Here is a 20959-nt window from a genome sequence, read left to right on the forward strand (position 1 = left end):
CGAGAGCCGGAGCCGGTCAGCGGAAGAACGCGATGCCGTCGTCCGGCAGGTCCTCGTCGGAGTCGGACGCGGCGAGGTTCTGCGCGACCTCGCGCAGGTCGACGACCTTCTTCAGCTGGGCGGACATGTACGGCCGCAGCTCGACCTCGGGCGTGGCCTTCTCGCCGACCCACATCAGGTCGCCCTTGACGTAGCCGTAGAGCCGCTTGCCGCCGGAGTACGGGGGCGCGTCCTCGGACCGGGCGATCGCGTCGGTCACCAGGTCGATCTGGGGCTTGCCCTCGGCCAGCACGCCGTCCCAGTGCTCGGCGACGCCCGCGTCGCGGACCATCACGACCTCGACCGCGCGGTCCTTGCCGATCCGCCAGTAGCCCGTCTCGGACTCCAGGGGCCGGACCTTGTTGCCCTCGGCGTCGAGGACCCACGTGTACGACGTGTACGCCAGGAAGTCCCGGCCGTCGTGGCCGAAGACGACCTCCTGGCCGAAGTTGCACTTCTCGTCGCCGGGGAAGTCGAAGACGCCCGCGCCCTCCCAGGTCCCCAGCAGGAACGCCAGGGGGACGAGATCGGGGTGCAGGTCGGAGGGGATCTCGATCATGTCAGCGCTGGCCCTGGTACAGCTTCATCACGGCGAGGCCAGCGAAGCCGAGGGTGGCGACGGCGACAAGGACAAGCAGGATCTCGAAGAACAGAATCACGTGCGCGCTCCTCCGAGCGTCATCGACTGGCGAACACCGCCGAGTCTAGTGGGCGGCGCGACGCGGGGCGCGCCGAGGTGGCGCACCCCGCGCCGGGTGCCTGCGGGACCGGGTGTCCGCCGGGCCTGTTGCCCGCGGGACCGGGTGCCCGCCGGGTCAGCCGAGCAGCTGGTGCTGCAGGATCACCGTCTGCTGGAACGGGACCTTCGCCGCCCCGTCGGCCTTCTCCTGTACGACCAGCCCGATCGTGTCGCCCGCGACCACGTACGCCTGGCGGGCGTGCGTCTTGCCGTACGGCTTCTCCTCGTCGTAGACGTACAGGTCGACGCCGTCCAGCCGGGCCGAGGCCGGCCAGCTCTCGTCGAGCACCGTGTTCGGCGCGGCCTCGAGCTCCAGGGCGGCGCTGATGCCGCCGCTGAGCACCTCGTCGTAGTAGTGGTCGGCGAGGGCGCCGGTGTTGAACTGCAGCAGGTAGATCTGCGTCCGGGTGCCGTCCGGCATGGTCCAGGCCCGCGCGGCGATGTGCCGTACGGCGTCGTCCCGGAGCGCCTGGCGGACGGTGGAGCGGTCGTCCTCGGCGTACACGGTGGCGAAGTCGGCGGAGGAGATCCAGCCGTCCTTGATCTTGACGGACGGGTCCTCCTTGCCGTCCGCGGGCAGCGGCAGCAGGAGTTTGCGCAGGTCGGCGTAGTGCACGGCGGCCGGGTTCGGGCCCGCCTCCAGGGGCTTGGGGGCGCCGTGCGGGAGGGCGGGAAGCTTCAGCTCGGGGTAGTCCCAGCGGCCGTCGCTCTTCGTGGACAGCAGCGGCAGGTCGTTCCGCTCGGCCTTGGTGATCCCGTAGCCGACGCCGCCGGCGACGCCCGCGAGGACCACGACGGCGGCCGTCCAGGTGAGCACGGCCCGCAGCGCCCGGCGCGGCGGCCGGGGCGGGGCGGGGGGCTGCCAGAGGGGCTGCTGCCCGCCGTACGTGCCGCCGGGAGGCGGCGGCGGGTACGCGCCGGGCTGGGTCTGCTGCGGGTACGGGCCCTGCTGGGCGTACGCCGGGGGCTGCGGCTGATACGGCTGGGCCTGGTGCGGCTGGGCCTGGTGCGGCGCGGGCTCGTAGGAGGGCGAGCCTCCCATGGTCGGCTCGGTCATGCCGCCTCTCCCGGGGATTCGATGTAGTCGAGCTGCTTCTTCAGCAGCGCCGCCGCGGCCTTCTTGTCCAGCGGCTTCGTGCCGTACGCGGTGAAGCTGACGAGGATGTCGTCCCTTTCCGCGATGCAGTCCATGACCTGCAGCTTGTCGCCCGACTCGCCCTTCAGGACGAAGCACTTGGCGTCCTTGTAGCCGCTGATCGACGGCCCCTTCGTGCTGCCGATGCGCTGGTTGAGCCGCGTCTCGAAGGAGACGTAGTCGTGCACGGCCCGCTTGCTCATCTGCGCCAGCTGGATCTCGACGACGAGCTCCGAGCCCTCGGTGTACGAGCGCATCGCCAGCCCGTCGAGCTTCATCCGGTCGACGTACTTGCCGAACTCGCGGCGCTCGCTGCGCGGCAGTCCGCGGCCGCTCTGCTTGAACAGGGCGACGGCCTGCTTGCTGCTCATCTCGGCGTCGTTGCCGAACTCGGCGATGTCCGGCCCGCCGTAGTAGCCGTCCGGCACGGGCAGCAGCTTCTTGCCGAGCCCGGTGTGGGCGGTGAGCGCGTCGCCCGCCTTGTCGTCCTTGTCGGCGGCCGGCCGCTGCCAGATCTTCGTCGGGGCCGTGCGGTCGGCCTTGTCCGCCTGCAGATAGGTGTACGTCAGCCCGCCGCCGGCGGCGCCGAGCACGAGGACCGCGCCGAGCACGAGCGCGAGGCGCCCGCCTCGCCGCCGGGGGGCGGCGGGGGGCTCGGGGGCGCCGGGCGGGGGCTGGGGCGGGGGCTGGTGGGCGTACGGGGGCTGGGGCTGGGGCTGCTGGGGCGGTGCGGCCTGGTGGGGCTGCCCGGTCTGCTGGGGCTGTCCCGCCTGGTGCGGCTGTCCGGCCTGCTCCGGTGCGAGGAAATCGTCGTAACTCACAGCCGCTCCAGCTGCTTCTTGGCCAGGGCCATGGCTTCCTTCTTGCTGACCTTCTTCGTGTCCGCGAAGTGGATCTCCATCACCACGTCGCCGACCCGCCCGATCGCCACCGCCTCCCACAGCGGTTCGTAGCCCGGCTCGACGTCCGGGCTGTCGTAGATGAACAGCCGCGCGTTGCCGGACCCCGGCACGGGCGTGCCCTCGTTTCCGGCCCAGTCCGAGTCGGGGAGGTAGGACTGCTGGTCCTCGACGTACTGGGCGGCGCCCGAGGACTCGTGCTCGTGGAACTGGATCAGCTGGACGACCACGGCGTGCCCCGCGTACCGGGTCCAGGCGGTCATGGCGGTGCGCCGGTAGCCGCTCTCCAGCATGTTCTGGAACATGTAGTCCGGGTCCTCGAAGTTGTCGGCGAACTCGTACACCGACATCCAGCCGCCCTCACCGGGCAGGAAGTCCGGCTTCGTGGTGCCCTTCGGCACGGACACGAGCAGCTTGCGCAGATCGCCGCCCGTCTTCACCTGGTGGTCGTGCGCGGCGTCCAGCGGCCCGGGGTCCTTGCCTGCGGCCAGCGGGGCCGGGTACTTCAGGCCGGGCTGGGAGAGCGGCGGCAGCGCGGTGGGCGGCTCGTCCGCCTGTACGTGGTAGCCGTAACCGACCCCGCCGACGAGGCCCAGCAGCGCGGCGGCGGCCAGCAGCAGCGCGAGCCGCCCCCGGCGGCGCGGCGGCGCGGGCGGCTGGGGTTCCGCGGCCGGCGGCACGGCCGCGTACGACGGCTCCTGGGCGCCCCCGGCCCAGCCCTGGGCCGGCGCCGACGGCTGGGCGACCGGCTCCTCGATCCGGGCGAGCCGGGTCGTGGGCGGGTCGTCCGCCGACCGCGGATCGCCGCCGAAGGCGTTCCAGCTGCTGCTTTCTTGGTTCGACTCCACGAGTTCCCCTGTCGACGTCACCGTGGGCGACTTGCCGGACGGCGGACGGCACGCGCTTTCATGCCGTCATCCGTACAGCGATCAAACGTTTGAATCCGTCACCCGCGCACTGGCACGACTCCCCGGCCGGTCGAATGGTTGTACGTAACACGCGGGCTTCTCGCTACGGCCCCCCACGCCCCCGCGCTACGGCGGAGGTCCCGGCTCCGGTACGGCCGGTGCCTGTGTCCGCGTACGCCCTAGAGTGGCCCCATGGCTGCTCGGAACAAGCTCGTGATCAAGGTGACGGCGGGGGCCGACGCCCCCGAACGCTGCTCCCAGGCGTTCACGGTGGCGGCGGTCGCCGCGGCCAGCGGGGTGGAGGTCTCGCTCTGGCTGACGGGCGAGTCCTCGTGGTTCGCCCTCCCCGGCCGCGCCGCGGAGTTCGACCTCCCGCACGCCGCCCCGCTCCCCGACCTCATCGACGGCATCCTGGCCGGCGGCCGCATCACGCTGTGCACGCAGTGCGCGGCGCGGCGGGAGATCGGGGAGAAGGACGTGCTGGAGGGGGTGCGGATCGCGGGAGCGCAGGTGTTCGTGAGCGAGATCATGGGGGAGGGGGTCCAGGCCGTCGTGTACTGACGGCCGGGACCCGGTTCCCCTTGCCCGCGGGGCGGCCGGCGATCAGGTCAGGAGCTGGCTCTGCAGGATCACCGTCTGGTGGAACGGGACGGCGGGGGCGGCGCCCGCCCTGTCCTGCACCACCATGGCCAGGACGTCGCCCGCCTGGAGATAGGCCTGGCGGACGTGGACCTTCGCCGGCTCCTCCTCGTCGAGGACGGTCGCCAGGACGGGCTCCGGGGAGCTGTCCCCGTCGTACACGTCGTCCGTGACCGCGTCGCCCTGCTCGATCAGCATCGAGCTCTGACTCTGGAACACGCCGGTGGTGAGTTCGTTGACCGTCGTGTCGTTGCCGAAGCGCAGCAGGTAGATCCGGGTGCGGGTGCCGTCGGGCATGGTCCAGCCGGTGGCCGCGATGTGCTTGAGCCCGACCTCCCTGAGCTGTTCGACGATGTCCTTGCGCCTGTCCTCCTGGAAGGCCGCGGCGAACGAGGTGAGCGGCAGCCACCCGCCCCGCCCCGGTAGCTCCTTGTCCGTCTTGGCACCCCTGGGCGCGGGCACCAGCAACGTCCGGAGGTCGGCGTGGTGGATCCGGGCCAGGTTGGACGCCGCGAACGGGCCCGGCGTGCCCTTGGGCAGCGCGGGAAGCTTCAGCGCCGGATACTCCCAGCGCCCGTCGGACTCGGTGGCGAGCCCCGGCAGGTCGGTGCGCTCCTTCTCCGTGACGGCGTACGCCGTACCGGCTGCCGCCGCGGCGAAGGCGAGCACGGCGCACGTCCACCGGGCCACTGCGCGCAGCACCCGGCGGGGCTTGCGGGGCGCGGCGGGCCCGCCCGTGAGCGGCGGCTCGGTGTCCGGCTCCGTGCGGGCCGGTTCCTCGACTGGGGGCTGTTCCATCTGGATCCCGGTCATGCCTTCTCCCCGTCCGTGACGCGGTCGAGCTGGGCCTTGAGCATGGTGGCCACCGCCTTCCGGTCGATCTTGCGTGGGCCGTACGCGGTCAGCGTCACCAGCACGCCGCCCTTGGCCGCCGTGCAGTGCAGGACGTCCTGCTTCTCCCAGGTGTCCTTGGGGGCGAAGGCGCAGACCGCGTTCTTGTAGCCCTTGATCTTCGGACCGGGGGGCAACGAGTCCCAGACGTCGACGAGTGCCTTCTGGAACCGCTCGGCGTCCTTCGCCGCCTTCTCGGACATCTGGGTCAGCTGGATCTCCACCACGAGATCCGAGCTCTTCCCGGCGTACGAACGCATCGCCTGGCCCTGGATCTTCTGCTTCTCCACGGCCTTGACGTACTCGCGGCGCATTTTGCCCGGGAGGCCGCGGGCGCCCTGCTTGAGCAGGGCGAGGGCCTGCTTGCCGGTCAGTTCGGTGTCGTTGCCGAACTCGTCGATGTCCGGTCCGGGCCGGTAGTTGTCGCCGACCGGCAGCAGCAGCTTGCCGACGCCGGTGTGGCTGGCGCCGGGGGCGCCGTCGGCGGACTTCCGGGTCTTGTCGCTCTTGCGCCAGTAGGTGGTCGGGGCCTTCTTGTCGGCCGTGTCCACATAGTTCGCGGTGTGCGCGACACCACCGCCGACCGCGCCCAGCACGACCACGGTGGCGAGCACGGGCACCAGCAGACGCAGGCGGCGGCGCGGTGCGGCGGGCTCGCCGGGCGGGGTGGTGTGGTCCCCGGGGGCCGGGGGAGTCTCCGGGGCCGCGAGTTCGTCGTTCACAGGCGCTCCAATTGCTGCTTGGCGACCTTCATGATCTGGGCGCTGCTGATCGGCTTCGAATCGGAGATGAAGACCAGCATCACCACGTTGCCCCGGCGGGCCACGGCGCGAGCCTCGTAGTACGGCAGGTAGCCGGGCTCGCGCTGCGGCTTGTCGAGAACGAAGGCCTGCCCGGTGGCCGAACCCGGGATGGACTTGGCCCTGGAGTGCTCCCAGTCACCGTTCCGCAGGGCTTCCAGCTGCCCGTCGGCGTAGCCGCGCGCACCCTGGGCGAGCTCGTCCCGGAACTGCACGAGCCAGACGTCGGTCTCCTGGTGGCCGCGCTCCCACTCGCGGATCGCGCAGCGCTGAAACCCCGCGTCGAGATGGTGCTCGAACGCCCACTCGGGGTCCTTCCAGTGGTCGGCGACCTCGTAGGCCGGCAACCACGCGCCCGCCTTCGGGTTCCCGGCCTGCAGCCGTGACCCCTTGGGCATCGGAAGCAGCAGCTTGCGCAGGTCACCCTTCGCCTTGTCGCGCGGCGCGTCCTCCCCGCTCACCACCGCCGCCTCGTCCACCCCGAGCTTCGCCTGCGCCAGCGGCGGCAGGGGGGTCGGCTCCAGGTCGGCCTGCGTGACGTACCCCTGGCACACGCCCGCGACCGCGCCCAGCACGAGTGCGCACGCGATGAGCAGCGTCGTCTTCCCGCGCCGCCGGCGCGGCGCGGCGGGATCCGGCAGCGACGGCTGCGCCGGGTCCTGCGCCGCGGGCGGCAGCGGGGGCGGAACGGGTGCGTGCGGGAGGGGTGCGGCCGGTGCCTCGGCGGCCGTGGCGGTCTCCTCCGGGCCGGGCGGTTCGCCCTCGTCGGGCGGGGTTTCCACCACCGCCGCGTCCTCCGGAGCAGCCGCCTCCCCGGCGTCCGCCTCCGGGTCCTGTCTGTGATCCACTACATCCCCCACGGGTTACGTGATCCTGTCAATGTGGCGGGGATGACTCCCCAGTGATCCAAATGGTTGTACGAGTCACCAAAGCCGTTGCGACCCCGAACACGCACGCCGGGGGGCGGCCACGCCCCGGGCCCGCCCGGGTCAGCCGTCGACCCGCTCCGCCGTGTCCGGCTCGGACCGCGCTGCGAGGGTGCCCGTCCACGCCGCGACGCACGAGGCGAACAGCGCGTACACCTGGCCGAGCGCGAGCCCGGCGAGGAAGCCGGCGAAGCCGACGACGTACAGCAGCGCGCCGGAGCGTCGCCGGCCCCCGGTGCGCCAGGCGCTGCCGAGCGCTCCCTTGCGGGAGTCGTGCACGAGCGCCAGCGTCAGCGCGGCCGCCATGAGAAGGACGAACGGAAGCGGGACGGCAGGGATCCGGCCGGAGAGGTTCCTGTCCTGCAGGACGGAGTGCGATCCGGTGACGATCGCCCCCGCACCCGCGACCGTGAAGACCCCGCCGACCACGCGGAGGAAGCGCACCGACCCGCGCGGCGCCTCCTCGGCCTGGTCGGGCCGCGCCTTCGCGAGCCTGCGCGCCAAGCCGCGGAAGTCGATCGCCACCGCCAGCGAGAACGGCGTCGCCAGCAGCCCCCACAACAGCGTGTAGACCCCGTAACCCGCGTCCCCCGCCGCGATCTCCATCCCGTCCCCCCACCCCTCCGCGCGGCCCCGCGGCCGCGGCGACGCGAGTGTGGCACCGGCCGCGGAGACGGAGCAGGGGCGCATCCGGCAAGCGGATGCACCCCTGGGCTGCCGGGTCGTGGCAGCGGGGCTCAGCCCTCCGCCACCGGCGCCGCGAACTGCGCGTCGTACAGGCGCGCGTACGCGCCGCCCGCCGCGAGGAGTGAGTCGTGTGTGCCCTGTTCCACGATGTCGCCGTGTTCCATCACGAGGATCACGTCCGCGTCGCGGATCGTCGACAGGCGGTGGGCGATCACGAACGACGTGCGGCCGGTGCGCAGTTCGGCCATCGCGTGCTGGATGAGGACCTCCGTACGGGTGTCGACCGACGACGTCGCCTCGTCCAGCACCAGGATCGCCGGCTCCGCCAGGAACGCCCGCGCGATGGTGATGAGCTGCTTCTCGCCCGCCGAGACGCCCGTGCCCTCATCGTCGATCACCGTGTCGTAGCCGTCGGGGAGGGTCCGTACGAAACGGTCGACGTGGGTCGCCCGCGCCGCCTCGACGATCTTGTCCATCGACGTGCCGGACGGCGCCCCGTACGCGATGTTCTCCGCGATCGTCCCGCCGAACAGCCAGGTGTCCTGCAGCACCATCCCGATCTGCGCGCGCAGCTCGTCCCGCGACATCGTCGCGACGTCCACCCCGTCGAGGACGATCCGGCCGCCGTTGACCTCGTAGAAGCGCATCAGCAGATTGACGAGCGTCGTCTTGCCCGCGCCCGTCGGCCCCACGATCGCGACCGTGTGGCCCGGCTCCACCGCCAGCGACAGATCGCGGATCAGCGGCTTCTCCGGGTCGTACGAGAAGGACACGCGCTCGAAGGACACCTGCCCCCGCACCCGGTCCGGTCGCGCCGCGTCCACCGGGTCCGGCTCCTGCTCGCCCGCGTCGAGCAGCTCGAAGACCCGCTCGGCGGAGGCGACACCGGACTGCACCAGGTTCGCCATCGACGCGATCTGGCTCAGCGGCTGGCTGAACTGCCGCGAGTACTGGATGAACGCCTGCACGTCGCCGATCGACAGCGCACCCGACGCCACCCGCAGGCCGCCGATCACCGCGACCAGCACGTAGTTGAGGTTCCCGATGAACATCATCGCGGGCTGGATCAGCCCGGAGATGAACTGGGCGCGGAAGGACGAGCGGTACAGCTCGTCGTTCTCCTTCTCGAAGACCTCCGCCGACTCCTTCTGCCGGCCGAAGACCTTCACCACCGCGTGCCCGGTGTACATCTCCTCGATATGGGCGTTGAGCTTGCCCGTCGTCTTCCACTGGGCGATGAACTGCGGCTGCGCGCGCTTGCCGATCCGCGTCGCCACCTTCGCCGAGACGGGGACGGTGACCAGCGCGACCAGCGCCAGCAGCGGCGAGATCCAGAACATCATCGCCAGTACGCCGACGATCGTCAGCAGCGAGGCGAGGATCTGGCTGATGGTCTGCTGCAGCGACTGGCCGATGTTGTCGATGTCGTTGGTCGTACGGGAGAGGATCTCGCCGCGCGGCTGCTTGTCGAAGTACGACAGGGGCAGCCGGGACAGCTTCGCCTCGACCTCCTCGCGCAGCCGGAACACCGCCCGCTGCACGATCACCGCCGCGATCCGCGCCTGGATGATCCCGAACACCGCCGCCACCGCGTAGATCAGCGCCACCCAGCCCAGCACCTGGCCGACCGCCGTGAAGTCCACGCCCTGGCCGGGTATGACGTCCAGCTTGCCGATCATGTCGGCGAGCGTGTCGTTGCCCGACTCCCGCATGTTCTGCTCGGCCTCGGCGGCCGTCGTACCGGCCGGCAGGCCGCGGCCCACCAGCCCGGTGACGATCAGGTCCGTGGCGTGGCCGAGCAGCTTGGGCCCGACGACGGACGCGGTGATGCTGGCGACGGCCAGCACCAGGACGACGGCCATGATGCCGCGCTCGGGCTTCAGCAGCTTCAGCAGCCGTACGGCCGACGCCCTGAAGTCCAGCGCGTGCTCGGCGGGCTGCGCGCCCATCCAGCGGGCCGGGCCGACGGCGGGCGTCGGGCCGCGGCGCGGGGCGGCGGTGGGCTTGGCGGTGTCGCCGCCGGGGGCGGGCCCCGCGGTGTCGCCGCCGGGTGCGGACTTGTCCGGGGAACTCACGCGGCCTCCTCCTCCGTCAGCTGGGAGAGGACGATCTCCCGGTAGGTCTCGTTGCTCTCCATCAGCTCGTGGTGCGTGCCGCTGCCCACGATCCGACCCTCGTCGAGGACGACGATCCGGTCCGCGTCACGGATGGTGGCCACCCGCTGCGCGACGATCACCACCGTCGCCTCGCCCGTCTCGCGGCCCAGCGCCGCCCGCAGCCGGGCGTCCGTGGCGTAGTCCAGGGCGGAGAAGGAGTCGTCGAAGAGGTATATCTCGGGCCGCCGGACCAGCGCCCGCGCGATGGCGAGGCGCTGGCGCTGCCCGCCGGAGACGTTGCTCCCGCCCTGGGCGATGGGCGCGCCGAGCCCCTCGGGGAGCTCCGAGACGAAGTCCCGCGCCTGGGCGGTCTCCAGCGCCTGCCACAGTTCGTCGTCCGTGGCGTCAGGCCGGCCGTACCGCAGGTTCGAGGCGACGGTCCCGGCGAAGAGGTAGGGCTTCTGCGGTACGAACCCGATGACCTCCGCCAGCACCGCCGGATCCAGCTCGCGTACGTCGACGCCGTCGACCAGCACCCCGCCGCGCGTCGCGTCGAACAGCCGCGGTACGAGCCCCAGCAGCGTCGACTTGCCGCTGCCCGTCGAGCCGATCACCGCGGTCGTCCGGCCGGGCTCGGCGACGAGGCTGATGTCGCGCAGCACCGGCTCCTCCGCCCCGGGGTAGCGGAACTCCACGCCGCGCAGCTCCAGCCGCCCGTGCCGGTCCACGGAGCGGACGGGGGAGACCGGCGGGACGACGGAGGTCTCCGTCTGCAGCACCTCCTGGATGCGCTCGGCGCAGACCTCGGCGCGCGGCACCATCATGAACATGAAGGTGGCCATCATGATCGACATCAGGATGTACATCAGATAGGAGAGGAACGCCGTCAGCGCCCCCACCTGCATCTCCCCGCTGTCGATCCGGTGCGCGGCGAACCACACCACGGCCACGCTCGCCAGGTTCACCACGAACATCACCGTGGGGAACATCAGCGCCATCAGCTTCCCCGCCCGGACGGAGAAGTCCATCAGATCCGTGTTGGCCCCGGTGAACCGCTTGCGCTCGTGCTCGTCGCGGACGAAGGCCCGGATCACGCGGATGCCGGTGATCTGCTCGCGCAGAATCCGGTTCACCCCGTCGATGCGCTCCTGCATGCCGCGGAACAGCGGCCGCATCCGCCGCACGATCAGCGTCACCAGCACGGCCAGCACCGGCACGATGAGCAGCAGCAGGGCGGACAGCGGTACGTCCTGGTTGAGCGCCATGATCACGCCGCCGATCATCATCATCGGGGCGGCGATCATCATCATGAGCGTCATCAGGCACAGCATCTGCACCTGCTGGACGTCGTTGGTGGTCCGCGTGATCAGGGACGGGGCGCCGAAGTGCCCCATCTCCCGGGCGGAGAAGGACTGCACCCGGTCGAAGACCGCCGCGCGCACGTCCCGGCCGACGGCCATGGCGGTGCGGGCGCTGAAGTACACGGCCCCGACCGAGCCGGCGACCTGCAGGACGGTGACGGCCAGCATCCACCCTCCGGTGGAGAGGATGTGGCCGGTATCGCCCGTGATGACACCGTTGTCGATGATGTCGGCGTTCAGCGTGGGCAGGTAGAGGACGGCCAGGGTGGACAGCAGCTGCAGGCCCACGATCCAGGCGATGTCGGTCCGGTACGGGCTGAGGTGGGTTCGGAAGATTCGGACGAGCACCCTGGCAGCCTAAGGTGACGGTTGCCCCGGGCTACGAGTGGTTTTCGCGCACAGCGGAGCCGGGAGCGCAGATTTTGCCGGGGCTTGGCCGACCGCGCCGGCGTGACGCAACGGTTCCTTTCGGGCGGTCCGGGAGGCGGCCGTCCCGGTGCCGGCGCGGGATGGCGCATCATGGACGGCGCACGTTCGTGAGAAGGGAGCCGTCCGATGACGGCCAGAGGCACGATCCGGTACTGGGCCGCCGCCAAGGCGGCCGCGGGGACCGGGGAGGAAGCGTACGAGGCGGCCACGCTCGCCGAGGCGCTGGACGCCGCGCGGGAGCGGCACACGGAGCGGCCCGAGTTCGCCCGGGTGCTGCTGCGGTGCTCGTTCCTCGTCGACGGCAACCCGGTGGGAACCCGGGACCATGCCTCGGTGGAGCTTGTCACCGGAGGGACGGTTGAGGTTCTGCCGCCCTTCGCGGGAGGGTAGGGCGCGATGACCAGTCAGACACCGGATCCATACCGCGACGACCCGTACGGCCAGGCCCCGCCCCCGGGCTGGCCCCCGTACGAGGAGGCCGCCCAGCAGCCCGGCTACGACCCGGCGGCCTACGCCGACCCGTACGGTCAGAGCGGCGCGTACCCGGCCGCTCAGCAGCAGGGCTACCCGGACGCGTACGGCCAGTCGTACGACGAGACGGCGTACCTGCCGCCCACCGCCGGACAGCAGCCGGGGCCCGAGTCCTACGGCGCGCCCGGGGCCGGCGGGCACGATTCGTACGGCGGGGCGCGGGGCGTCGCCGAGGCGGGTCGGCACGATTCGTACGGCGGTGCTCAGGGTGTCCCCGGCCCGGGACAGCACGATTCGTACGGCGGCGCGCAGGGCGTCCCCGGTCCGGGTCAGCACGACTCGTACGGCGGCGCGCAGGGCGTGCCGCACGCCGGCGAGCAGCAGTCCTACGGCGGGCAGCACGGCGTGGCCCAGGGAGCGGATCCGCTCGGGCAGCACGCCTCCTACGGGGGTGCGCAGGGCGTCGCCGGCGCGGCCTACGGTGCCGACGCGGCCCAGACCGCCTTCCTGCCGCCCGTGACCGGCGGCCCGGCGCAGCCGCACGGGCAGGGCGCCGGCCAGGCGCAGCCGCACGCGCAGGACGGGCGCCGCGAGGAGATGACCACCGTCATGCCGCCCGTACCGGCGCAGCAGGACGGACCCGGCCCGCAGGCGGGCGGCGAAGCGCCCGGCGGCGGCTGGCCCGACGGCTGGGAGCGCCCCGCCGGTGCGGCGGGCCCCAGGCGGGCGGCGCCCCAGCCCGCGGGCGCCCCGGCAGCAGCCCCCACCCCCGGGATACCGACGAACGAGAGCGCGCCGACCGTGTACGGCGCGCCCACCAAGCGCCGCCCCCTGCCCTCGGCCGCGGAACTGCGCGAGCAGGGCGCGTCGGAGATCATCGCGCCGGGCCCGCAGCCCGCGGCGATCACCGCGGGCCTCGCCCTGCTGCTCGCCGTCACGGCACCCCTGGCCCGTCCCGGACTGGCCCTGGGCGTGCTCGCCCTGCAGGCGGTCACCGCGGCGGGCTGGTTCCGGCTGAACGGCATGTGGCCCGCCCGCCAGGGCATCGGCCTCGCCTTCGCGGGCGGGCTCACGGCGACGGTCGCCGCGCTGTTCACCGGCCGCGAGCACACACCGGGCGCGGTGCTCGGCGCGCTCGGTGTCTGGGTGCTGCTGGCGATCGTGGTCCAGATGCGCGGCACGCAGCCCGGCGACGAACGGCTGTCGGCGCTGACGGCGACGGTCGCCGCGACGGCGCTGGCGGTCCTGGGCGCCGGCTACCTCGCGGCACCGTCCGGCGCGGTCGTGGTCGGCGCGCTGTCGGTGGCCACGGCCACCCTGGTACGGGCGATCCCGCTGCCGCCGACGACGTCACCGCTGGTGGCGCTGTTCGCGGCGACGGGCATCGGCGCGGCCGCCGGAGCGTTCACGTCCCTCGGGGCGTCGGGCGCGCTGCTCGGCCTGGCGGCGGGCGGCACGGCCCTGGTGGGCCTGCAGGTGGCGTCGTACGACTACCCGTCCAGGTTCGTCCACATGACGGCGGGGGTGGCCCTCCCCCTGACCCTGTCCGTCCCGGCGACGTACCTCCTGGGGGAGTGGCTGGGCTGAGGGACCGGGGCACCCGTGACGACCGAAGTCCGGGTGCCCGCAGGCCGATCGAACCGCTCCACGACAGGGCCGACCGGACAAGGAACCCCGTAATCTGAACCGCATCATGCGCGCACTCCGCATATCAGTGATCGTCCTACTCACCCTCGCCGTCCTGGGCGTCGCAGCCGACCGCGTGGCCGTCCGGCTCGTGCAGGCCGAGGCCGGAGACCGGATCAGGCAGGAGTACGACCTCTCGAAGTCCCCGGAGATCCGGATCAACGGCTTCCCGTTCCTCACGCAGGTCCTCGGCAGACGCTTCGAGCGGGTCGACGTCGACCTCAGCGGCATCGAGGCGGCCGGGGAGGCCGGATCACGGCTCACGCTCGTGGAGGCGAGGGCGCGGCTGCACGAGCTGAAGGTGCAGGGGGACAACTGGGACCGGGCCACCGCCGCGAAGGCCGAGGGCCGGGTGCGGATCAGCTACGACGACGTGACGCGGGCCATCCCCGGCAACGTGGTCAAGGTCACCTACGGCGGCCGGGACGCCGCCGGCAAGGACCTGGTCAAGGCGACCGTACGGGTCAACTACCTGGGCCAGCACCTGGAACGCAGCGCACTCGGCCGGATCTCCGTGGAGAACGGCGACACGATCCGGCTGCAGGCCGCCGAGATCCAGGGCGGCGAACTGGTGCCGGGCCTGGAGGACTTCCTCCGCGAGCGCATCGACTTCGAGTGGAAGATCACCGACCTCCCCCGGGGCATCGAGCTGGACGACGTCAGTGTCAGCGAGCGGGGTATCGCGATCAGCGGCGGCGGCACGAACGTACTCCTGGCGCGCTGAGCACGAACGCGCTCCCGGCGTCTTCCGGGACGAACTCACTCCTGGCGCACTGAACACGGAAACCCCAGCCGCCACTACGCTCCCTCCAGGCACCGACGACCCCGGGGGGACCCAGACCATGCGCGGACTTCGCATCCTTCTCATACTCGTCTCGCTCTTCGCGATCGTCTTCGTGGTGGCCGACCGCGTGGTCGTGGGCGTCGCCGAGGACGAGGCGGCGGACCGGATCCAGGCACGGCAGGGCATCGCCGGCGACACGACGGTGTCCATCCGGGGCTTCCCCTTCCTCACCCAGGTGCTGAGCAAGCACCTGGACCTCGTGGAACTGCACCTCAGCGACGTACAGGCGGCATCGGGCCGCGACGAGCGGGGGCGGGTCGTGATCTCCGAGATGTCGGCGACGCTGCGGGACATCAGGCTCGGCAGCGGCTTCGGCTCCGCGGTCGCGGGTACCGCCGAGGGCCACGCCCTGATCGGCTACGACCAGCTGCGGCAGCAGTCGGGTGAGCGGCTGAAGGTGACCTACTCGGGGGACGAGCGGCTGAAGGTGACCGCGGACATCGAGGTGAACGGCCGCACCGTCGCGACCACGGTCACCGCGGAGATCGAAGTGACCGGCGGCGACGCGATCAGGCTCCGCGTGGTGGACGGGGACGGGGCCGTCGACGCGGCGCGGCGGCAGATCGGCTTCACCCAGCCGGTCGCCGGCCTGCCCGGCGGACTGACCCTGAAGAACGTGACCCCGACCGCGGACGGCCTGAACATCGGCCTGACGGGCAGGGACGTCTCGCTCACGAGCTGACCGGCGGACCCGCCGCGGACCGGGGCCCTTTTCAGCCCCTCACCCATGGCCCGTATCAATTACTGAGACCGAGGCGACCACAGCCCGGAATCCTGCCGCCGGCGCGGGAGCGCGGGCCGGGGAGGCGCCTCGATTCCGCCGCCCGGAATCCCGAATGCCGGACGATCTCATCTCAGCATCCGACATGCTGGTGACAGGCCGCGTCCCCGTCCCTACGATCGGACCCATGATGCGACAGGCGGATCTCACCAAGCGGCGGGCAGTGGACCTGTGCCGTGTTGCCGCCATGCTCTGTCGCCCTTGATCCCGAACCGGGTCCGTCGTCCCTGACCAGGGCCGGATCCCCGGCCGCCCGGCCCGCCCGTGCCTCCCCGCAACCGGCGACCCTTCCGGCGGCCCGTGCCCTGCACACACCCCGCGCGATGGAGCGCCGCCGCGCCGGCGCCTGCCCGCACATACCGCCGCAACTGCCCCGGAGGAGATCTTATGAGCCGCCGCAGTGACGTCCTGGTGGACGCCGACTGGGTCGAGGCCAACCTCGACAACCCCAAGGTCGCCATCGTCGAGGTCGACGAGGACACGTCCGCCTACGAGAAGAACCACATCAGGAACGCGATCCGGATCGACTGGAAGCAGGATCTGCAGGACCCGGTCCGCCGCGACTTCGTCGACCAGGGGCAGTTCGAGGCCCTGCTGTCCGCCCGCGGGATCGCGGCCGACGACACCGTCGTGCTGTACGGCGGCAACAACAACTGGTTCGCGGCGTACGCCTACTGGTACTTCAAGCTCTACGGCCACCAGGACGTCAAGCTCCTCGACGGCGGCCGCAAGAAGTGGGAGCTGGACTCCCGCGACCTGGTCGGCGAGGTCAAGGCCCGGCCCGCGACGGCGTACCAGGCGCAGGCCCAGGACACCTCGATCCGCGCCTTCCGCGACGAGGTCGTGGCCGCCATCGGCAGCCTGAACCTGGTCGACGTGCGCTCCCCCGACGAGTTCTCCGGCAAGCTGCTGGCTCCGGCCCACCTGCCGCAGGAGCAGTCGCAGCGCCCGGGCCACGTGCCCTCCGCCCGCAACATCCCGTGGTCGAAGTCGGCGAACGACGACGGCACGTTCAAGTCCGACGAGGAACTGACGGCCCTGTACGAGGGTGAGGGCGTCGACCTGTCGAAGGACACCATCGCCTACTGCCGTATCGGCGAGCGCTCCGCCCACACCTGGTTCGTGCTGCACGAGCTGCTCGGCCAGGAGAACGTCAAGAACTACGACGGTTCGTGGACCGAGTACGGCTCCCTCGTGGGTGTGCCGATCGAGCTCGGCGCCGCCAAGTAACGCCCCGACCCCTCAGACGTAAAGGACACACATACATGTGCGGAGCACAGGCCGGGGGCCCCGACGCCTCGTCGATCAAGCCCGGTGAGACCACCATCCAGGGCCAGGTCACCCGCGACGGCGAGCCCGTGACGGGCTACGTCCGACTGCTGGACTCGACCGGCGAGTTCACCGCCGAGGTGCCGACCTCGGCCACCGGGCAGTTCCGGTTCTACGCGGCCGAGGGGACCTGGACGCTGCGCGCCCTCGTCCCCGGCGGTCAGGCCGACCGTACGGTCGTCGCCCAGCAGGGCGGGCTGGCGGAGGTCGCGATCGCGGTCTGACCGCGTTCACGGACGACGACGGGCCTCCACGCACGACGACGGGCCTTCTTGTACGACGACGGGCCGCGCCCCTTCCCCGGGGCGCGGCCCCCGTGCGTACGGGGGGCCGGTCCCGGTCGTACGCTGGGACCATGGGGCGCTTTCCGGGCTTCGACCTCGACCCGCGGATTCCGCGCAGCCAGTACCACCGCCGGCGGCGCTACTTCGCCGTGATGATCATCGCCGTGGCCCTGTTCGTGGGCGCCGGCGTCGTCTACCAGTGGGCACCGGCTGTGGCCATCGGCATGGCCGTCGTCGCCGCCTTCATGCCGCCGCTGGCCGCCATAGTCGGCAACCGGTGGGAGCGCGGCGACAAGTGGTGGGACGAGCTCTGAGCCCCCGGGCGGGTGTTCGCCGCCGCGGCTCGTCGTGTTGACGAGCGGAAGGCGCCGCGGCTGTCACGCCGCCTTCTTCACCGCCCAGCGGGCCACCCGGTCCAGCAGATCCTGCGAGGCCGCGTTCTCGGCGTGGCCGAAGCCCTCCTCCAGCCACAGTTCCGCCTCCGGGGCGGCGGCGGCCAGGGAGCGCGGGTGGTCGAGGGGGAAGTACGCGTCCTGGTCGCCGTGCACGATCAGCAGCGGGGTCGGCGCGATCAGAGGGGCCGCCGCCACGGGGGAGAGCGGCACGGGGTCCCAGCTCTCGTGGTGGATCCGGGTCTTCAGCGCCGCCCGGGACACGACCCGCCCCAGGGGCCGCTCCACGACCCAGTGCAGCCGGCGCATGGGTGCGGTGCCGCGGTAGTACCAGCGTGCGGGGGCGCTCACGGCGACGACCGCATCCGCGTGTGCTGCCGTGCGCCCCTCGCGCTCCCCCTGGCCGGCCGGGCGGTGCAGCGCCGCGTGCCGCAGGACCACCGAGCCGCCCATCGAGAAGCCCACGGTGGCCACCCGGCCGTGGCCCAGCGCCCGCGCCCAGGCGACGGCCGCGGCCAGGTCCTGCACCTCCCGGTCGCCGACGGTGGACCGCCCGCCGGACCGGCCGTGCCCGCGGAAGGAGAACGTGACCACGGCGCCGTGCGCGGCGAAAGCGGCCGCCGCGCGCCGCAGGGCAGGGCGGTGCAGGGAGCCGGAGAAGCCGTGCGCGACGACGAGCGCGGGTGCGTCGCCGGCCGGACCCGGGAGGTAGGCCGCCTCGATCGGTGTCCGGTCCTCGGTCACGAGGGTCGCCGTCAGCCCGCCGGCCTGCGGAGGTATGGAATGCGCCACCCGCCCACGATACGCGGGGCGCGGGCGGGCTCCGGCCCGGTGCGGCCCGTCAGGCCTCGAGGCCCGGGTACCAGTAGTTGTGGACGGGCCGGGTCTCGGGCTGCCCCGGGTCCGTGGCGGGGAGGCCGACCTCGGCCGCCTTGGCCATCACCTTCTCGCTGAAGGTGCTCATGTGCTGCTCGCTCTCCCAGACGTCGTAGATGTCCAGCCCGGCGCCGGACGGGACGCAGGCGTGGGAGATGCAGCCCTCGAAGATCTCGGGGGTCTCCTGCAGCTTCGCGTTGAGGGTGTCGTACTGCTCGGTGGTGATGCCCGGCAGGAAGGTGTGCACCAAAACGGCCACGGATCGCTCCTCACTGGTGGGGGCGGGCCGCCCCGGTGACGGCCCCGGCCCACAGCCAGCAGAGCACGCCGTACCGGGGACGGCATCCGGGGAAACGGCCCCCCGCGCACACGGGCGCGCGCTTTACACCGGCCCCCCGAGTGACAGTCCGCATGCTGGCGGCTGCTGTGCCCTCGCCGCCGAGTGGGCTATTCTGCTGCGCAGAGGACCCGGGCAGAGTTGCCCCCGGGTCCTTTTGTGCTTCAAAAGCGTGATGCTGGTACTGGACGGTACTGGTTCAGGCCGTGAAGCCGACCCGGAGGCCGAGCCGCACGATCCGCAAGACCGGAGGAGCATCATGAGCTCGCTGCTGCTGCTGACGAACGCCCTTCAGCCCTCGACCGAGGTGCTGCCGGCTCTCGGCCTGCTCCTGCACAACGTGCGGGTCGCGCCGGCGGAAGGCCCGGCCCTCATCGACACCCCGGGTGCCGACGTCATCCTCATCGACGGGCGGCGCGACCTTCCCCAGGTCCGCAGCCTGTGCCAGCTGCTGCGCTCCACCGGCCCCGGCTGTCCGCTGATCCTCGTCGTCACCGAGGGCGGCCTCGCCGCCGTCACCGCCGACTGGGGCATCGACGACGTGCTGCTCGACACCGCGGGTCCGGCGGAGGTCGAGGCCCGGCTGCGGCTCGCGCTCGGCCGCCAGGCCATCCCCGCCGACGACAGCCCGATGGAGATCCGCAACGGCGATCTGTCGGTGGACGAGGCGACGTACTCCGCGAAGCTCAAGGGCCGGGTGCTCGACCTCACCTTCAAGGAGTTCGAGCTGCTGAAGTACCTCGCGCAGCACCCGGGGCGGGTCTTCACCCGCGCCCAGCTGCTGCAGGAGGTCTGGGGCTACGACTACTTCGGCGGTACGCGGACCGTGGACGTGCACGTGCGGCGGCTGCGCGCCAAGCTCGGGCCCGAGCACGAGTCCCTCATCGGTACGGTCCGCAACGTCGGCTACCGGTTCGTCGCCCCCGAGAAGGTCGAGGCGGCCGCCGCGGAGGCCGCCGCGGCCGAGGCGGAGTCCGTCGCCAAGCGGGCCGCGGAGGAGTCCACACGCCGGGCCTGAAACCCGGCGACGGTCCAGGTGCGCGGCCTGATCCCGGCCTGATCCCGGCCTGATCCCGGCCTGGGTGGGGGCCGTTCATCCCGCGTAGACTTACGCCCGTGGCCAAGGTGACGCGTGACGATGTTGCACGGCTCGCGGGGACCTCGACCGCAGTCGTCAGCTATGTGATCAACAACGGACCCCGACCCGTGGCACCCGCCACCCGGGAGCGGGTGCTGGCGGCGATCACGGAGCTCGGTTACCGGCCGGACCGGGTGGCGCAGGCGATGGCCTCCCGTCGTACGGACCTCATAGGCATGATCGTCCCGGACGCGCGGCAGCCCTTCTTCGCGGAGATGGCGCACGCGGTGGAGCAGGCCGCCGCCGAGCGGGGCAAGATGGTCCTCGTCGGCAACTCCGACTATCTCGACGAGCGTGAGATCCACTATCTGCGTGCCTTTCTCGGCATGCGGGTGTCCGGGCTGATCCTCGTCAGCCAGGGGCCGAGCGAGGCCGCCGCGCTGGAGATCGACGCCGCGGACGCGCGGGTGGTGCTGCTGCACGAGCGGCGCGACTCGGTCGACGACTTCGTCGTCGTCACGGACGACCTGGGCGGCGCGCATCTCGCGGTACGGCATCTGCTGGAGCACGGGCACCCCTACGTCGCGTGCCTCGGCGGCATGGAGGAGACCCCGGTGGTCGGTGACCCCGTCACCGACCATGTCGAGGGGTGGCGGCGGGCGATGGGCGAGGCCGGTATCCCGACGGAGGGGCGGCTGTTCCAGGCGCCGTACAACCGGTACGACGCGTATCGCATCGCGCTCGGGCTGCTGGCCGGGCCCGACCGGCCGCCGGCGATCTTCTGCTCGACCGACGACCAGGCGATCGGGGTGCTGCGGGCGGCGCGGGAGCTGCGGATCGATGTGCCGGGTTCGCTCGCGGTGGCCGGGTTCGACGACGTCAAGGAGGCGGCGCTCACGGATCCGCCGCTGACGACGGTCGCGTCCGACCGGCCGGCGATGGCTCGGGCGGCGGTCGATCTGCTCCTCGACGATCCGCGGCCGATGTCGCGGCGGGAGCGCGTGCGGCAATTTCCTTGTGCGCTCGTGGTGCGTCGGTCCTGCGGCTGCGCGTAACGCTGCGCTTTGCGGGGCGGTCGCGCCGAATGGTCGCCTTGCGTCGGCTGACGCGGTCGGCGCTTCGCGCCTCAGTCCTCAAACGCCGGACGGGCTTCATGTCGCGTTCCGCTGCGGGGGCTTCGCCCCCGGGCCCCCTTGCGGGCTGCGCCCGCGTCGCGCCTGCGGCGCTCGTCCTCAAACGCCGGACGGGCTTGATGGGTGCCGGTCGCGCCGGGGTTGCCCTGCGCGCCCAGGCGTCTTTATATCGGGCATACGGGGTTCTGTCGGGCTTCTC

The 20959-nt window shown here is 72.2% G+C and carries 22 protein-coding genes; 10 read left to right on the forward strand and 12 right to left on the reverse strand.

Going from position 1 to position 20959, the window contains the following annotated elements; all coding sequences use genetic code 11:
- Positions 1-16: 16 nt before the first annotated feature.
- From AB0M28_RS19190 to AB0M28_RS19205, 4 genes are all read right to left on the reverse strand, one after another.
- The gene (locus AB0M28_RS19190) at positions 17-598 is read right to left on the reverse strand and encodes an FABP family protein (protein ID WP_365405840.1); all 582 of its coding nucleotides are present in this window, start codon (positions 596-598) and stop codon (positions 17-19) included.
- A 256-nt stretch (positions 599-854) separates the two neighbouring features.
- Positions 855-1835, reverse strand: coding sequence for a hypothetical protein (locus AB0M28_RS19195; RefSeq protein WP_365405843.1), 981 nt, complete (start codon positions 1833-1835; stop codon positions 855-857).
- Complete coding sequence (locus tag AB0M28_RS19200) at positions 1832-2734, reverse strand: hypothetical protein (RefSeq protein WP_365405845.1); 903 nt, start codon at positions 2732-2734, stop codon at positions 1832-1834. The genes AB0M28_RS19195 and AB0M28_RS19200 overlap by 4 nt, the downstream gene beginning before the upstream one ends.
- A complete protein-coding gene (locus AB0M28_RS19205) occupies positions 2731-3660 on the reverse strand; it encodes a hypothetical protein (RefSeq protein WP_365405847.1) in 930 nt (309 codons plus the stop codon). The genes AB0M28_RS19200 and AB0M28_RS19205 overlap by 4 nt, the downstream gene beginning before the upstream one ends.
- Positions 3661-3912: 252 nt before the next feature.
- On the opposite strand from AB0M28_RS19205, the gene AB0M28_RS19210 reads away from it, so the two are divergent.
- Positions 3913-4281, forward strand: a complete 369-nt coding sequence (locus AB0M28_RS19210; RefSeq protein WP_365405850.1) for a DsrE family protein — start codon at positions 3913-3915, stop codon at positions 4279-4281.
- A 42-nt stretch (positions 4282-4323) separates the two neighbouring features.
- Here AB0M28_RS19210 and AB0M28_RS19215 read toward each other — a convergent pair whose 3' ends face one another.
- The 6 genes from AB0M28_RS19215 to AB0M28_RS19240 form a co-directional block, all read right to left on the reverse strand.
- Positions 4324-5172: a hypothetical protein gene (locus tag AB0M28_RS19215; protein WP_365405852.1), complete on the reverse strand. Its 849-nt coding sequence runs from the start codon at positions 5170-5172 to the stop codon at positions 4324-4326.
- Positions 5169-5972 (reverse strand): hypothetical protein, encoded by an 804-nt coding sequence (locus AB0M28_RS19220; protein WP_365405855.1) that lies wholly within the window; start codon positions 5970-5972, stop codon positions 5169-5171. Before AB0M28_RS19220 ends, AB0M28_RS19215 begins: the two co-directional genes overlap by 4 nt.
- A complete protein-coding gene (locus tag AB0M28_RS19225) occupies positions 5969-6898 on the reverse strand; it encodes a hypothetical protein (protein ID WP_365405857.1) in 930 nt (309 codons plus the stop codon). Before AB0M28_RS19225 ends, AB0M28_RS19220 begins: the two co-directional genes overlap by 4 nt.
- 141 nt (positions 6899-7039) lie before the next feature.
- Positions 7040-7582: a hypothetical protein gene (locus tag AB0M28_RS19230; RefSeq protein WP_365405860.1), complete on the reverse strand. Its 543-nt coding sequence runs from the start codon at positions 7580-7582 to the stop codon at positions 7040-7042.
- 131 nt (positions 7583-7713) lie between these two features.
- On the reverse strand, positions 7714-9612 hold the full coding sequence (locus AB0M28_RS19235) for an ABC transporter ATP-binding protein (RefSeq protein WP_365405931.1): 1899 nt from the start codon (positions 9610-9612) through the stop codon (positions 7714-7716).
- Between the two features lie 122 nt (positions 9613-9734).
- On the reverse strand, positions 9735-11468 hold the full coding sequence (locus tag AB0M28_RS19240) for an ABC transporter ATP-binding protein (protein WP_365405863.1): 1734 nt from the start codon (positions 11466-11468) through the stop codon (positions 9735-9737).
- Positions 11469-11675: 207 nt separating this feature from the next.
- Here AB0M28_RS19240 and AB0M28_RS19245 point away from each other — a divergent pair, with 207 nt between their 5' ends.
- The 7 genes from AB0M28_RS19245 (at position 11676) to AB0M28_RS19275 (ending at position 17258) form a co-directional block, all read left to right on the forward strand.
- The gene (locus AB0M28_RS19245; protein WP_365405866.1) at positions 11676-11939 is read left to right on the forward strand and encodes a MoaD/ThiS family protein; all 264 of its coding nucleotides are present in this window, start codon (positions 11676-11678) and stop codon (positions 11937-11939) included.
- 6 nt (positions 11940-11945) lie between these two features.
- Entirely contained in the window at positions 11946-13607 is a 1662-nt protein-coding gene (locus AB0M28_RS19250) for a hypothetical protein (protein WP_365405869.1), read from the forward strand.
- 106 nt (positions 13608-13713) lie between these two features.
- The gene (locus tag AB0M28_RS19255; protein ID WP_365405872.1) at positions 13714-14430 is read left to right on the forward strand and encodes a DUF2993 domain-containing protein; all 717 of its coding nucleotides are present in this window, start codon (positions 13714-13716) and stop codon (positions 14428-14430) included.
- A gap of 118 nt (positions 14431-14548) precedes the next feature.
- Positions 14549-15232, forward strand: a complete 684-nt coding sequence (locus AB0M28_RS19260; protein WP_365405874.1) for a DUF2993 domain-containing protein — start codon at positions 14549-14551, stop codon at positions 15230-15232.
- A gap of 486 nt (positions 15233-15718) precedes the next feature.
- Entirely contained in the window at positions 15719-16561 is an 843-nt protein-coding gene (locus AB0M28_RS19265) for a sulfurtransferase (RefSeq protein ID WP_365405877.1), read from the forward strand.
- Between the two features lie 35 nt (positions 16562-16596).
- Positions 16597-16884, forward strand: a complete 288-nt coding sequence (locus AB0M28_RS19270; RefSeq protein WP_365405880.1) for a DUF1416 domain-containing protein — start codon at positions 16597-16599, stop codon at positions 16882-16884.
- A 131-nt stretch (positions 16885-17015) separates the two neighbouring features.
- Positions 17016-17258 carry a DUF3099 domain-containing protein gene (locus AB0M28_RS19275; protein WP_365405883.1) on the forward strand — a complete coding sequence of 81 codons (243 nt, stop codon included), beginning with the start codon at positions 17016-17018 and terminating at the stop codon, positions 17256-17258.
- 63 nt (positions 17259-17321) lie between these two features.
- On the opposite strand, the gene AB0M28_RS19280 is transcribed toward AB0M28_RS19275, so the two are convergent.
- Entirely contained in the window at positions 17322-18059 is a 738-nt protein-coding gene (locus AB0M28_RS19280) for an alpha/beta hydrolase (protein ID WP_365405934.1), read from the reverse strand.
- Positions 18060-18177: 118 nt separating this feature from the next.
- The gene (locus AB0M28_RS19285; protein ID WP_365405886.1) at positions 18178-18471 is read right to left on the reverse strand and encodes a hypothetical protein; all 294 of its coding nucleotides are present in this window, start codon (positions 18469-18471) and stop codon (positions 18178-18180) included.
- 337 nt (positions 18472-18808) lie between these two features.
- On the opposite strand from AB0M28_RS19285, the gene AB0M28_RS19290 reads away from it, so the two are divergent.
- Together AB0M28_RS19290 and AB0M28_RS19295 are read left to right on the forward strand one after the other, a co-directional pair.
- Positions 18809-19567 (forward strand): response regulator transcription factor, encoded by a 759-nt coding sequence (locus tag AB0M28_RS19290; RefSeq protein WP_365405888.1) that lies wholly within the window; start codon positions 18809-18811, stop codon positions 19565-19567.
- A gap of 98 nt (positions 19568-19665) precedes the next feature.
- On the forward strand, positions 19666-20682 hold the full coding sequence (locus AB0M28_RS19295; RefSeq protein ID WP_365405890.1) for a LacI family DNA-binding transcriptional regulator: 1017 nt from the start codon (positions 19666-19668) through the stop codon (positions 20680-20682).
- Positions 20683-20959: the final 277 nt, after the last annotated feature.

The sequence above is a fragment of the Streptomyces sp. NPDC051940 genome (genome assembly GCF_040680895.1).
Classification (GTDB): domain Bacteria; phylum Actinomycetota; class Actinomycetes; order Streptomycetales; family Streptomycetaceae; genus Streptomyces.

Excerpts from the sequence above, each read along its gene's own strand:
- AB0M28_RS19235 (WP_365405931.1), bottom strand. The coding sequence starts at position 9,612 with ATGGGCGCGCAGCCCGCCGAGCACGCGCTGGACTTCAGGGCGTCGGCC.
- AB0M28_RS19245 (WP_365405866.1), top strand. The coding sequence starts at position 11,676 with ATGACGGCCAGAGGCACGATCCGGTACTGGGCCGCCGCCAAGGCGGCC.
- AB0M28_RS19215 (WP_365405852.1), bottom strand. The coding sequence starts at position 5,172 with ATGACCGGGATCCAGATGGAACAGCCCCCAGTCGAGGAACCGGCCCGC.
- AB0M28_RS19270 (WP_365405880.1), top strand. The coding sequence starts at position 16,597 with ATGTGCGGAGCACAGGCCGGGGGCCCCGACGCCTCGTCGATCAAGCCC.
- AB0M28_RS19250 (WP_365405869.1), top strand. The coding sequence starts at position 11,946 with ATGACCAGTCAGACACCGGATCCATACCGCGACGACCCGTACGGCCAG.
- AB0M28_RS19260 (WP_365405874.1), top strand. The coding sequence starts at position 14,549 with ATGCGCGGACTTCGCATCCTTCTCATACTCGTCTCGCTCTTCGCGATC.
- AB0M28_RS19255 (WP_365405872.1), top strand. The coding sequence starts at position 13,714 with ATGCGCGCACTCCGCATATCAGTGATCGTCCTACTCACCCTCGCCGTC.
- AB0M28_RS19290 (WP_365405888.1), top strand. The coding sequence starts at position 18,809 with ATGAGCTCGCTGCTGCTGCTGACGAACGCCCTTCAGCCCTCGACCGAG.
- AB0M28_RS19210 (WP_365405850.1), top strand. The coding sequence starts at position 3,913 with ATGGCTGCTCGGAACAAGCTCGTGATCAAGGTGACGGCGGGGGCCGAC.
- AB0M28_RS19275 (WP_365405883.1), top strand. The coding sequence starts at position 17,016 with ATGGGGCGCTTTCCGGGCTTCGACCTCGACCCGCGGATTCCGCGCAGC.
- AB0M28_RS19230 (WP_365405860.1), bottom strand. The coding sequence starts at position 7,582 with ATGGAGATCGCGGCGGGGGACGCGGGTTACGGGGTCTACACGCTGTTG.
- AB0M28_RS19265 (WP_365405877.1), top strand. The coding sequence starts at position 15,719 with ATGAGCCGCCGCAGTGACGTCCTGGTGGACGCCGACTGGGTCGAGGCC.
- AB0M28_RS19195 (WP_365405843.1), bottom strand. The coding sequence starts at position 1,835 with ATGACCGAGCCGACCATGGGAGGCTCGCCCTCCTACGAGCCCGCGCCG.
- AB0M28_RS19190 (WP_365405840.1), bottom strand. The coding sequence starts at position 598 with ATGATCGAGATCCCCTCCGACCTGCACCCCGATCTCGTCCCCCTGGCG.